This window comes from Chryseobacterium sp. Leaf405, assembly GCF_001425355.1.
Taxonomy (GTDB): Bacteria; Bacteroidota; Bacteroidia; order Flavobacteriales; family Weeksellaceae; genus Chryseobacterium.
Map to the genome: position 1 here is coordinate 652998 of NZ_LMQN01000015.1, position 14639 is coordinate 667636.

General features: G+C 36.5%; 9 protein-coding genes. All 9 read left to right on the top strand.

The window, feature by feature from the left end:
• Positions 1 to 124 precede the first annotated feature (124 nt).
• Positions 125 to 2383, top strand: a complete 2259-nt coding sequence (locus tag ASG22_RS12815) for a lectin-like domain-containing protein (protein ID WP_055985123.1) — start codon at positions 125 to 127, stop codon at positions 2381 to 2383.
• A gap of 219 nt (positions 2384 to 2602) precedes the next feature.
• Positions 2603 to 4858: a T9SS type B sorting domain-containing protein gene (locus ASG22_RS12820; RefSeq protein WP_082505027.1), complete on the top strand. Its 2256-nt coding sequence runs from the start codon at positions 2603 to 2605 to the stop codon at positions 4856 to 4858.
• Between the two features lie 240 nt (positions 4859 to 5098).
• Positions 5099 to 7093, top strand: coding sequence for a T9SS type B sorting domain-containing protein (locus ASG22_RS12825; RefSeq protein WP_055985129.1), 1995 nt, complete (start codon positions 5099 to 5101; stop codon positions 7091 to 7093).
• 128 nt (positions 7094 to 7221) lie between these two features.
• On the top strand, positions 7222 to 7848 hold the full coding sequence (locus ASG22_RS12830; RefSeq protein WP_055985132.1) for an NAD(P)H-dependent oxidoreductase: 627 nt from the start codon (positions 7222 to 7224) through the stop codon (positions 7846 to 7848).
• A 30-nt stretch (positions 7849 to 7878) separates the two neighbouring features.
• Entirely contained in the window at positions 7879 to 9450 is a 1572-nt protein-coding gene (nadB, locus tag ASG22_RS12835; protein WP_055985135.1) for an L-aspartate oxidase, read from the top strand.
• Between the two features lie 11 nt (positions 9451 to 9461).
• Complete coding sequence (gene nadC / locus ASG22_RS12840; RefSeq protein WP_055985138.1) at positions 9462 to 10322, top strand: carboxylating nicotinate-nucleotide diphosphorylase; 861 nt, start codon at positions 9462 to 9464, stop codon at positions 10320 to 10322.
• Between the two features lie 209 nt (positions 10323 to 10531).
• The gene (locus ASG22_RS12845; protein WP_055985141.1) at positions 10532 to 13078 is read left to right on the top strand and encodes a TonB-dependent receptor; all 2547 of its coding nucleotides are present in this window, start codon (positions 10532 to 10534) and stop codon (positions 13076 to 13078) included.
• A 93-nt stretch (positions 13079 to 13171) separates the two neighbouring features.
• A complete protein-coding gene (locus tag ASG22_RS12850; protein ID WP_055985144.1) occupies positions 13172 to 13612 on the top strand; it encodes a hypothetical protein in 441 nt (146 codons plus the stop codon).
• 30 nt (positions 13613 to 13642) lie between these two features.
• Positions 13643 to 14635, top strand: a complete 993-nt coding sequence (locus ASG22_RS12855; RefSeq protein WP_055985148.1) for an aspartate-semialdehyde dehydrogenase — start codon at positions 13643 to 13645, stop codon at positions 14633 to 14635.
• The last annotated feature ends 4 nt before the right edge of the window (positions 14636 to 14639 follow it).

Sequence of the window (14639 nt, forward strand, 5' to 3'; positions counted from 1 at the left end):
TTTCATTTTTTAACTAATCATTTATTACAGATTACACATCAATTTCGGTAAAATTAATATTAATTACACATTTATTGTCTGGGATTTAATATCTTTACACGTCTAATTTTAAGCGTACCAATAAATGAATAAAAAAATCTACCTCTTTTGGGTTGTAAGTTTTTTGATGTGTATTCCACAATTTCTTTCTTCCCAAACCTATCAACTTACAGGAAATCCTATCTCTACAACAGGATGGACGATGGTTTCGCCGACAATTGTAGGTTCTACCAATGATTTTATACAGCTGACTCCCGATACCAATAACCAATCCGGTTCTATCAGACTGAATGATCCCATTAACCTGAAATATTGCGACAAGTGGCGAGTGGAATTCGATTTCAGAATGGATTCTAACCAAACTGCCAATGGAGACGGTCTTGCCTTTTGGTATCTTCAAAACCCTCCTGTAGCAAGTGTATTAGGTTCAGGACTTGGGGTTTCACAGAATGCCGTGGGGCTTATTGTAGGGTTTGATACTTACAACAACACTACAACTGCTGTGATGAGTAAAGTACATGTGGCATACGGACAGGTTGCCAACACGACAGACAGTAATAATGTTGAGTTTTTCAACACTGCAGGAAGTTCTTTTCACTCTCCGGATATGAATACAACGCTTCCTTTTCAGGGAGCGACTTATAAACACGTTGAAGTAACAGGTCAGGTTGTTCCCGGAACTCAAAGCTGGGCTATAAAAATTACTATTGACGGAAATGTAATCTGCAACCAAAATTTTGCACCAGCGGGTGCAGCTGCCGCAATGACGGTAGGATATTTTGGTTTTTCAGCCTCTACCGGTGGTAACAGATCGAGACATTCTATTAAAAACGTAAAAGTTTATGTAGATAAAGTGGCAATTAATCAAGCTACTGTAACAGATACTTTCTGCCCTAATCCAACAACAGGACAGGGAACTGCTAACTTAACAAGTTATCAAAGCCAATTCGTTACAAACCCCGCTAACTACACATTCTCGTATAGCGTAGGAGGAACACCAATTCCAGTTCCAAACAATTATCAATTTAGCGCAAACACGACAGTTTCCGTTTTAATTAAAGATAACTCCGGAGTTCTCTGCGATAATCCCGACGGTAAAATACAGTTGAATTTATCACCGTTTACCGCAAATGCTCAGACTCTCGAATCTTGTAACAATAATAATGTAGGAACGGCAACTTTTAACTTATCGCTTGCAAATGTTGGAGAACCAGCCGGATCTACTAAAAAATATTATAGAAACTTAGCAGATCTTAATGCAGGAACGAATGAAATTGTAAATTTTGATTCTTTTGTATCCGCCGCTACAACAGTTTACGTAAAAGTGACAACACCGTTGGGATGTACAGGCTCCGCACCGATTACATTAAAATTCTTTGCAGCAATCCCTACAACCGAAGCAACTTTAGAGTCTTGTTTTATCGAAAGTGCACCTACAACTGCTTCATTCGATTTAACACAAGCTAACGTAACTACGGCGTCATCAATTACAAAGAGATACTTTAAAACCTTAGCGGATGCTTTAGCAGGAACTAATGAAATTTTAACACCTGTTACAAATTATATTTCAACAACGTCTACTATATATGTAAGAATTACAGATATTGCAACATGTTTTGTTATCGCTAAAATAAACCTTAAAGTTTTACCACCAGTTTATTCTTCTGTTTTAAAAGATCAGACAGTTTGTATCGACGAAAAAACAACATTAGACGCAGGACCTGGATTTGACAGCTATTTATGGAGTACAGGAGATACAACACAATCTATCAGCAATGTTCCGGTAGGTCTTTATTGGGTACAATTGACAACAGGACCATGTAGAACAATGCAACTTGTAAGAGTAAACGCAGCTCCACAGCCTGTTATTTCTACGATTGATATTACCAATAATACAATTGCCGTAAATATAACGGGCGGAAAAGCGCCTTACAAATATTCTTTAGATGGTATTAACTGGCAGGATTCTAACATATTCACAGGGCTTGCAAGAGGTGAAGTTGTGGTTTATGTAAAAGATGATTACAATTGTGATCCCATTCATGTTCAGATAACAGTTCCAAATCTTCTAAATGCCATCACTCCGAATGGAGATAATAAAAATGATTTCATTGATTATTCTGCCTTAGCATACAAGAAAAATCTTGTTTTCACAATCTACGACCGATATGGCAATATGATGTATAAGGCTGACAAAATCCGAAACTACACTTGGGACGGAACAGCAGGCGGCAAAAAAGTAATCACAGGAACATACTGGTACACCATCGTATGGAATGAAAACGACAAAAACAATACTCAAACAACATACAACGGCTGGGTATTAGTAAAAAACAGGGAATAATTTTTATAATGAGATCACTCCGATTGGGAGTGGTCTTTTTTTAAATCCAAACAGAGAATTATCTCATTTAAAATTTCTATTTTAATGACAATATATCTATTTTGTTAACTAATTAGCAAAATTAAACGTATTACCAAAGAGAATAAACTATTTAAATGATTAAAATTCAATATATTTACAAAAATTAAATAAAAATAAACTTTAACCAAATTGCTTCAGATGAAAAAAGCACTACTCTCTTATTTTTTTATCATGGCCTTTTGTCTGTCCGGAACATTATCTTCACAGACTTATCAGCTTACAGGAAATCCAGTAAACACTACTGGATGGAACCTTGTTTCCAACGCTTCGGTACAGGGTGACTTTATTCGGCTTACGCAGGACGTGGGAAGTCAATTCGGTGTTGTACAGCTGGCAGCTCCCATCAATCTTAAATACTGCGATAAATGGAAAGTTGAATTCGATTTCAGAATCGACGGAAACGGAACAACCGCTTATGGAAGAGGTGACGGATTCACATTCTGGTATCTTGCCAATCCTCCCACGGCTTTTACAGGAGGTGGCGGTTTAGGAATTCCTTCCGGAGCTAACGGATTAATGGTCGGTTTCGACATCTTCAACAATTCTACTGAAGGGCAAATGAGCAAAGTCCATATTTTGTATGGTTCAAACAACCTTCCTGCGGGAAACAACAATATTGAATATAATAATACAGCAGGAAGTACTTTCCACTCTGCAGACCTTAACCCGACTCAACCGTTTGTAGGATCAACATATAAACATGTTGAGGTAAACGGTGAAATGGATGCTCTCAACCCGAATATCTGGCATATTAAAGTTCAGTTGGATGGTGTGATGATTGCCGATCAGCCATTTACGGCTTCAGGTGGAGCTATTGGTATGACAACCGGATATTTCGGATTCTCGGCAGCGACCGGAGGGGCAAGTGCGAGACACTCTATTAAAAATGCTAAAATTTATATCGATAAAGTTCCGATTCTTACGAATACCGTTACTCCTTTTGTATGTGTAAATCCATCCACAGGAAGCGGGACAGTAGATTTAACCTCTTTCCAGAATCAGTTTGTTACAAATCCGGCGAATTATACATTTACTTATCTCGGACCTGGGGGCACACCAATTGGAACTCCGACAAATTATTCATATTCAGGTCCAGTAACTATTACTGTTGTCGTAAAAGATCCATCATCAACATTATGTGATAATGGTGACGGACAAATTGTATTAAACCCAAGTCCATTTGCAGCAAATGATGTTACGCTCACGGGTTGTAACAACAACAATGCAGGAGGAGCGGTATTTGACCTTACAGCAGCAGCAGTATCCACTGTTCCGGGTGTGACAAAAGAGTTCTTTAATACGATGTTTGACCTCAACAATAATATTCCTATTACAAATCCGGGGAGTTATTTTTCGCCGGCAGCTGTAATTTATTGTAAGGCAACCACTCCACAAGGTTGTGTAGACGTAGCAGAGATTACATTATCTTTATTACCTGTCGTAGTGACACAAGACGCTACCTTAAGATCTTGTTCTTTAGACACTAATCCGTCTTTAGCCTCATTCGATCTTAGTACGGCACTTGTTACTTTACAGACTGGCGTAACGAAAAAATATTATCCATCAGTAACAGATGCAACCAATGGAACTAATGAAGTTTTAACCAATCCGCATATTGCTCCAAATGGAGTCGTTTATATTAAGGTTACTAACGCAAACGGGTGTTATTCTATCGCAAAAGTTACTTTAATTGTAATCCCGCCAGTGTTTTCTAATATATTGGAAGATAAAATCATTTGTATTGAAGACAAAACAACATTAGATGCAGGTCCGGGCTTCGCAACTTATGAATGGAGCACAGGCGCAACAACTCAAACTATCAGTAATGTAGGAGTAGGTACTTATTGGGTAAAATTGAAGACAGGAAATTGCATTGCTACCCAAACCGTTAAAGTTTACCCTTCGGAGCAACCGGTAATTTCCAGTGTTGATATTTCTAACACCACAGTCACAGTATATGCAATTGGAGGCACTGCTCCGTACAAATATTCATTGGACGGAATTACATGGCAGGATTCTAATGTATTTAATGGTGTTGCCAGAGGTGACAGCAAAATTTATGTTAAAGATGCTTACGACTGTGATCCTATAGATATTACCATCGTCGTTCCGAACTTAATCAACGTAATTACACCAAACGGAGACGGAATAAATGATGCTATTGATTATTCAGCGCTCGCAGGTAAGCAAAACTTAGTATTTAATGTGTTCGACAGATACGGCGCAAAAATACATCAGGCAGATAAAACAAACAGATACAGATGGGACGGAACTGTAGGCGGAAGAAAAGTTCCTACAGGAAGTTATTGGTATTCTGTTTCATGGAATGAAAATGACAAGAAAAGCACACCGATAAAATATTCAGGTTGGATTCTTGTAAAAAATAGAGATTAATCACAATAACCATTCTAATATAATTTAAAAGGTCACTTCATTTTTTGGAGTGATCTTTTTTGATCTTAAAAATACAAACAAATTTTTTAAACTTTAAATAATTGAATTGAGACAATACATATATCTAACTATTACCTTACGATAGATGTCGAATCCCTACATTAATCATGAAAATAACTCATTAATTATCAATGAAATTTAGGTATATTTACAAACTTTCAAACTAATAAACTTTCGCTTATGAAAAAAAACTATCTTTTTTTATTTTTAATCCTTTTAATCTGCTTTCCAAGGCATCTTATTTCACAAACGTACCAGCTTGTAGGACCGACAATAAATACTACCGGCTGGACAATGGTAGCACCGACAGTAGTCGGAACCGGAGGAGATTTTATTCAGCTGACTCCAGATACCAACAACCAGTCCGGATCTATAAGAGTAAACGATCCCATCAACTTAAAGTACTGTGATAAGTGGCGTGTGGAATTTGATTTCAGAATGGATTCTAACCAAACTGCCAACGGAGACGGGATTGCATTTTGGTATCTTCAAAACCCACCAATTGCCAGTGTCTTAGGTTCAGGTCTGGGAGTTTCCCAGAATGCAATCGGTTTAGTTGTAGGATTTGATACCTATAACAATACAACGACTGCCGTAATGAGCAAAGTACACGTTGGATACGGGCAGATCGCCAACACAACCGATAACAACAATGTAGAGTTTTTCAATGTTCCTGGGAGCTCTTTTCACTCACCAGATATGAATACTACCCTGCCTTTTCAAGGGACAACATATAAACATGTTGAGGTATTAGGAGAAGTTATTGCTGGTACACAAAACTGGAATATAACCATTAAAATCAATGGAAATTTGATCTGTAATCAGCCTTTTGCTCCTTCAGGCTCTGCTGCTGGAATGACTGTAGGATATTTCGGATTTTCTGCTTCTACAGGAGGAAACAGATCGAGACATTCTATTAAAAATGTAAAAGTTTTTGTAGATAAAATTCCGTTACTTACCAGTACGATTACTAAATCTATCTGTCCGGACGTAACAGGAATTTCAACGATTGATTTAACGACTTTAAATTCTCAGTATACAGCAACCCCTGCTAATTACACTTTCGCCTATTATATTACAGGAAGCGGAACTCCGATTGCCAATCCGACGAATTTCCAATATACGGCAGACACCAATATTTCTGTCGTCATAAAAGATCCTTCATCGGTATTATGTGATAATAATGATGCAAAATTAATTCTGAAAGTTGCTCCTGTTGTTACCGTAACTGATACAACACTGAGAACCTGTTTCATTGAAACAAAACCATCAACGGGGCTATTTAATCTTGTATTGGCTCCCGTCACTTCTAATACAGGAATTACCAAAAATTATTACCCTTCTTTAACAGATGCTCAAAACGGAACTAATGAAATTCCAAATCCGTCAAATTACATTGCGCCCAACGGAGTTGTTTATATTAAAGTAACCAATTCCAACGGATGTTTCAATATTGCAAAAGTAACTCTTATCGTAATCCCTCCTGTTTTTTCAAGTATTCTTGAAGATAAAATCATTTGTATTGAAGACAGGACCACTCTGGATGCAGGTCCTGGATTTACAACTTATGAATGGAGTACTGGTGCCACGACACAAGCAATCAGCAATGTAGGAGTAGGTACGTATTGGGTTAAATTAAAAACAGGAAACTGTATTGCAACGCAGGCAGTAAAAGTATATCCATCTGAACAACCCGTGATTACAAGTGTTGACATCAACAATAATGTTGTTACAGTTTACGCAGCAGGCGGAACAGCACCTTACAAATATTCTTTATACGGTATCACTTGGCAGGATTCTAATGAATTTAAAAATGTAGCAAGAGGTGACAGCAAAATTTTTGTTAAAGATGCTTACGACTGTGATCCGATCGATATTACGATTGTCATTCCGAATTTGATTAACGTAATTACTCCAAACGGAGATGGCGTAAATGACGGAATTGATTATTCAGCGCTTGCTGGCAAGAAAAATCTTGTGTTTAATGTATTTGACAGATACGGAGCACAAATTCACAGAGCCGACAAATCTAATAAATACAGATGGGACGGAACCGCAGGTGGCAGAAAAGTTCCTACGGGAAGCTACTGGTATTCTATCTCATGGAACGAAAACGACAAGAAAAGTACTCCTATCAAATATGCAGGTTGGATTCTTGTTAAAAACAGAGATTAAGTCTAAAATCTTTTTAATGCAAAATACAGATCACTTCATTTTTGGAGTGATCTTTTTTTAACCTAATTTGGGAAGAGATATTTTGTTTTAAATATCCTTTATTCGCATTCAATTCTTAAATTTGTGTTATGAATTATTTAGAGGCTTTAAGCAGACGATATTCTGTGAAGAAATTCAACAACGAAATTATCCCTCAGGAAACACTGCACAATATTCTTGAATCAGGAAAATTAGCGGCAAGCTCTCTTGGTCTCCAGCCTTACAAAATAATCGTGGTAGAAAGTGAGAAAATGAAACAAAAACTAATTCCTGCTTTTTATAATCCGTCACAAATTTCCACATGCTCTCATTTAATTGTTATTGTTTCAAAAAAAATAGTGGATGAAAGCTATATTAATGGATATTTCAGACATATTTCTGAAGTAAGGGATACACAAATTGAAACATTGGAACCATTCAGAAATAGCATCAATCAGCATATTACACAAAAAACTCAAGACGAAATTTTCAACTGGGCAGAAAAACAGTCTTATATTGTTCTGGCAAACCTAATGTATGCCTCAGCAATAGAAAATATAGATACTTGCCCCATGGAAGGCTTCCGCCAGGAACTTATTGAAGAAATTTTAGAAATAAATCCTGACACCGAAAAAGTAACCGTCACCCTTGCATTAGGCTACCGATCGGAAGAAGATCATTTCCAGCACATGAAAAAAGTAAGAAAACCAAACGAAAAATTGTTTAAATTTATTTAATTATTTAGACAATTGTCTTAAACTAAGGATATGATAAAAGCGGATGTATTAGTAATCGGTTCCGGGATTTCGGGACTTTCTTATGCCATAAAAGTTTCTGAGCAACTTCCTGATGCCAAAATAATCATCGTAACAAAGTCTGACGAAGACGAAAGCAATACCAAATACGCACAAGGTGGTCTTGCGGTAGTTACAGATTCTAAAAACGATAATTTCAACAAACATATTGAAGACACCATGCGTGCCGGAGACGGCGAGAACAAACGCGATGTTGTAGAAATGGTAGTAAAAGAGGCTCCTGCAAGATTCAACGAGATTGTGGAATGGGGTGCCAATTTTGACATGAAAAACGGCGAATTCGCTTTAGGGAGAGAAGGCGGTCATACCGAGAACAGAATAGTACATCACAAAGATATTACAGGTTTTGAGATTGAAAGAGCTCTTTTGCAAACCGTAAAAAACAGCCCGAATATCGAAATTCTTGACCATCATTATGTCATCGATATTATTACACAGCACCATGTTCCCGGAAAGGAATTGAACGAAGGCGATATTCATTGCTATGGTGCCTATGTTTTAGATGAAAAGTCTAAAACAATTAAGAAAATCACATCAAAAATAGCATTGGTTGCCACCGGAGGGGCCGGTCATGTTTACAAAAACACAACAAATCCTAAAATTGCAACAGGTGACGGAATCGCTTTTGTAGCAAGAGCCAAAGGAAATGTTTCCAATATGCAGTATTATCAATTTCATCCAACAGCACTATACAGCAAAATGGATGGAATGTTGTTTTTAATTTCTGAAGCCGTACGTGGAGACGGAGCAAAATTAAGGACAAAAAAAGGTGAAAAATTCATGCAGAAATATGATGAGCGTGAAGAATTAGCATCCAGAGACATTGTTGCAAGAGCCATCGACGCCGAAATGAAAATTACCGGAGACGAATACGTAGGATTAGATTGTAAAGAAATGAATCATGAAAAATTCTTAGAGCATTTCCCGAATATTTATAAGAAATGTAAAGACGAGGGGGTTGATCCTTTTACACAACTGATTCCTGTGGTTCCGGCTTGTCATTATTTAATGGGTGGAATTGAAGTGGATAAAGACGGACAGTCATCTATCAGAAATCTTTTTGCTGTTGGAGAATGTACGAATTCCGGACTTCACGGTGCAAATAGATTAGCCTCAAACTCTTTATTGGAAGGTTTGGTTTTCGGGCACAATGCTGCAATGAAAACTGTAGATCTTTTAAATGAAAATAATTTTAACTTCGATGATTTAAAAGCCGTTCCGGAATGGAATGAAGAAGGCATGAAAATCATGGATGAAATGGTAATTATATCTTATTTAAGAAAACAATTACAGGAAATGATGAGTGACTTGGTCGGAATTGTAAGAAGCAACCGCCGTCTGAATATGGCTTTACAAAAGCATCAGGAAATTGCTGCCGCCGTAAATGAAATCTACCACTACTCTATTCTTTCGCCACAATTATCAGAACTAAGAAATTTAACAACTGTTGCTCACCTCATCATCACCCAATCTATGGAAATGACGGAGAATAAAGGTGCGTTTTATAATAAAGATTTAGCTTAAAAACATAGAAAATGAAAAGACCAGCATACGCCACAGATAAAGTATTAAAACAATTCATCAAGAATGCTTTGGAAGAAGATATTCAGGATGGAGACCACTCTACTCTTTCCACAATTCCGAAAGAATTGCAGCAAAGTGCAAAATTGCTTGTAAAGCAAGACTGTATTTTGGCAGGTGTGGAACTGGCTGAAATTATTTTCAAAACTTTTGATAAAAACTTAAAAGTTGAAACTTTCGTAAAAGACGGTGATGCTGTAAAAGTTGGAGACGTTGCTTTTATTGTAACGGGCAGCGCAAGGTCAATTCTTTCTACAGAGAGATTGGTTTTAAATTGTATGCAAAGAATGAGTGGCATTGCAACGCTTACTCACGATTGGGATTCAAGATTGGTCGGGACTAAAACTAAACTTTTAGATACCAGAAAAACAACCCCGAATTTCAGAGTTTGTGAAAAATGGGCAGTTGCCATCGGCGGTGGAACCAATCACAGATACGGACTTTACGATATGATCATGCTGAAAGATAATCACATTGATTACAATGGAAGTATTACGAATGCTGTAAAAATGGCTAAAGATTATATTAAAAAGAATAAAAAGAAACTTAAAATAGAGGTCGAAACCAGAAACCTTGAAGAAGTGGAGGAAGCCATCAAAGCGAAAGTTGATAGAATCATGCTTGATAACATGAATGTGAAAACAATGAAAAAAGCGGTTAAGATGATTAACGGTACTTGCGAATCTGAAGCATCCGGCGGAATTACCCGTGAACAACTGAAAGAAATCGCTTCTACAGGCGTTACCTACATCTCGGCAGGTGCATTAACACATTCTGCAGAGAATATGGATCTGAGTCTTAAAGCTGTAAAATAGCGTTGAATATTTAATAAAAATGATCGCATTTTGTTAAAAATTCAATAATGTGATTTTTTTCATATGAATTATCAATTATTATTCAATACATTGTAAATCAACATTTTAAACCTTATTAAGATCGATTAAAAATTAACATACAGTTAATATTAGTTAAAATTTATTTTCCGAATTTTGCAGAAAATTAAATCTAACTATTACTAACGATTATGAAATTAATCAACAAATCAATGCTAACCGCGATAATCACTTTATCTACAGCTAGCGTTTATTATGCTCAACAAGTTCAGGACACAGTAAAGACAACTAGATCTAAAGACATTGATGAGGTAGTATTAATAGGTGTTGCCGATATCGCTAAAGATAGAAAAACACCCGTTGCCGTTTCAACAATTAAAGAAGCACAGATTGTTGAGAGATTAGGAAATCAGGAATTTCCTGAAATCCTAAACACAACTCCATCTGTTTATGCAACAAAAGCTGGAGGTGGTTTTGGAGATTCAAAATTAAATATTAGAGGTTTTAGCCAAAATAACATTGCCGTAATGGTAAATGGTATGCCGGTAAACGACATGGAAAATGGTGCTGTTTATTGGTCTAACTGGGCTGGGCTTTCTGATGTAACTTCTGCAATGCAGGTTCAGAGAGGATTAGGTTCTTCTAAATTAGCAATTGCATCTATCGGAGGTACAGTAAACATATTAACGAGAGCTGCTGATAAAAAACAGGGAGGTATTGTATCATTAGGATTAGGTAATGATGACTATGTTAAATCTTTGTTTGCTTATAATACAGGAAAATCTTCAAAAGGTTGGTCTTCTTCATTTTTAATGAGTAGAACTGCAGGATCAATGTATGCAGACGGAACTAAGTTTGAAGGGTATAATTACTACTTCGCTTTAGGTTATAGTAAACCAAATAGCAAACATGATTTCCAGTTTACAATCACTGGTGCTCCTCAATGGCACAATCAAAGATCTTATGCATCGACAATCGATAATTATATTCTTTACAACCAAGATCACGACGGATCACCAGATAGAAAATATAACTCTGACTGGGGATATTTAAAAGGTGAAGAATATTCTGCAAGAGTAAACTACTATCACAAGCCCGTAATGTCTGTAAACTGGGATTGGAATATTAGTGAGAAATCAAAACTTAACACTGTTGTATATGCTTCTTTCGGAAGAGGTGGCGGTACTAATACTACAGGAAATGCAAACGGAAAGAGTTTAAGCACATTCAGAGATCCAAATACTGGGCTTTATAATTTTGATGCAATTTATGCAGCAAACCAAGCATCAGATCCTACAAAAGGAATTTTAATCAGAAATGCTTCTGTAAACTCTCATAACTGGTTTGGGATAATTTCAAGTTTTAACCACCAGATTAATGACAACTTGAAATTCACCGCAGGTATTGATGCTAGATACTACAAAGGTTACCACTATACAGTTGTAAGTGATTTATTAGGAGGTTCTGGATATCTTGACAAAGCCAATAAAAACATTGGTAACAATATTGTAACTGCAACCGAAAGTACAGATCCAAGATGGAATCCTTTTGGAGGAAAAATAACGGATATTAATAACAGAATTACTTTTAGTAATGACTCTAACGTACTTTGGTATGGTGCTTTTGGACAATTTGAATATACCAAAAATGATTTCTCTGCATTTGTACAAGGATCTGTTTCTAACCAAGGTTTCCAAAGAATAGATAACTTTATCGTTGATAACGTTACTAAATCTAAGAATGGAACCATTATGCCTACAACAACTGATTATAAAAACTTAATTGGTTACAATGTTAAGGCAGGAGCAAATTATAACATTAACGAACACCACAATGTATTTGGTAACGTTGGTTATTACGAAAAACAACCTTTCTTTAATTCAATCTACAGAAGTAACGAAAACGTCATTTCTCCAGATGCAACAAATGAAAAAATATTTGGTGCAGAATTAGGATATGGATTTAGATCTGCAAAATTCAATGCGAATGTAAATATATACAGAACTACTTGGGATGACAGATACCAAAGAAAAACGGGATTATCTTACACTAGCCCTGCAAACGTAAGAACTACTTATTATGCAGAAATTAATGGAATGAACGAAATTCACCAAGGTATTGAATTTGATGCTAATTTAGTTCTTAATAAATTCTTATCTGCATATGGTATGTTCTCTGTTGGAGATTGGCGTTATAAAGGAACTGCAACAGCTGCAACGTTCAACGATGCAGATAACTCACCATTTATTCTGCCAGGAAATACTACTAATGAGCTAACACTTAACTTAGATAAAGTAAAAGTAGGAGAATCTGCTCAAATGACTGCCGCCCTAGGTGTTACAGTAACTCCAGTTAAGGATCTTAAAATCGACGCAAACTGGAGATATGCGAATAATTTATACTCAACTTTAGATGTTTATAGTTATAGCCAGGCCGGGGCTAAAGGTGCACTACAACTTCCTGATTACCATTTATTTGACTTAGGTATTTCTTACAAAATCAGACTAAACAACCCTTCACAATTCTTTACAATTAGAGGAAATGTTTATAATTTGTTTGATACTACTTATATCGCAGAATCTCTAACGGCTATTCACGCTGATGATAAAACTGGTACAGGAGCAACAGCTCCAACTTACGAGCAAGCAGGCAAATTATACAATGGTGTTGCTACAGGCAACCAAGTATTCTTCGGATTCGGAAGAACATGGGCAGCTACATTATCATTCAACTTCTAATTAATTAAAACATTAGATTTTATATATACCAATCCCGGCTTTTCGCCGGGATTTTTGTTATATTTGCCTTTAGAAAAAAGAAAAAATAGGATTATGGATTTTTACAAAGTGTTTCTTAGCGCCCATAAAGGATTCGGGTATTTAGAATTGGTTTTAGTCGCAGTATTTGTTATTGCTCTTCTAACGACCATGTTCGGTTACAGTGGTAAAGTGAACAAGTTTTTAAAGAAAATTACCCTTTTTACAATGATCTTCTTCCACGTTCAGTTTTTGGTGGGAATATGTTTGTTATTCATCTTCTCTCCAGGATTTAAAGCTGCTTTGGATGCGGGAACTTTAATGAAAGATCCTTACACAAGATTCCAGTTTGTAGAACATCCATTTTCTATGTTGATTGCTGCTGTTTTAATGACTATTATTAATAAAAAAGTAAAAGTAAATCCTACCATTTCTTTAGGAATCGTGGTGATGGGATTACTTGCAGCAGGTTTATTCGCATTCGCATTCCCTTGGGCAAGAGTCTTTGGGGCATAAATATATTAACTTAAAATTTTAACTAAATCAATGAAAGTAGCTGTAGTCGGTTCAACAGGAATGGTTGGACAAGTTATGCTTAAAGTTCTCGAAGAGAGAAACTTCCCTATCACAGAATTAATCCCGGTAGCATCAGAAAGATCTATTGGTAAAAAGGTGAAGTATAAACAGGAAGAATTTACAATTGTAAGCATGAAAGACGCTATAGCTGCCAAACCGGATATTGCAATCTTCTCAGCTGGTGGTAATACTTCTCTTGAATTCGCACCTCTTTTTGCTGAAGCAGGAACAACGGTGATCGACAATTCTTCGGCTTGGAGAATGGATCCTGACAAGAAATTGATCGTTCCGGAAATCAATGCAGATGTATTGACGAAAGAAGACAAGATCATTGCAAATCCGAACTGTTCTACGATTCAGTTAGTAATGGTTTTAGGACCTTTAAATAAAAAATACGACTTAAAAAGAGTAATCGTTTCTACTTACCAGTCTGTAACAGGAACGGGTAAAGCTGCCGTAGATCAATTAAACGGAGAAATCAGCGGAGATGATACCATTGCAAAAGTATATCCTTATCAGATCTTCAAAAATGCATTGCCACACTGTGATGTATTTTCAGATGATGATTATACCAAAGAAGAGATTAAATTAATGAAAGAACCTAAGAAAATCTTAGGGGACGATACATTTAATTTAACGGCTACAGCCGTGAGAGTTCCCGTTCAGGGAGGTCACTCTGAAAGTGTAAATATTGAGTTTGAAAACGAATTCGAACTTGATGAAGTAAGAAAAATCTTGTCTGAAACTCCCGGAGTTGTGGTAATGGATAACGTGAAAAACAACGAATATCCAATGCCTTTATATTCTGAAGGAAAAGACGAAGTTTTTGTGGGAAGAATCCGACGAGACTTTTCCCAGCCGAAAACGCTCAACCTCTGGATTGTAGCAGACAATCTGCGAAAAGGAGCTGCAACCAACGCAGTACAGATCGCAGAATACATCGTAGCAAATAACTTAGTGTAAACTA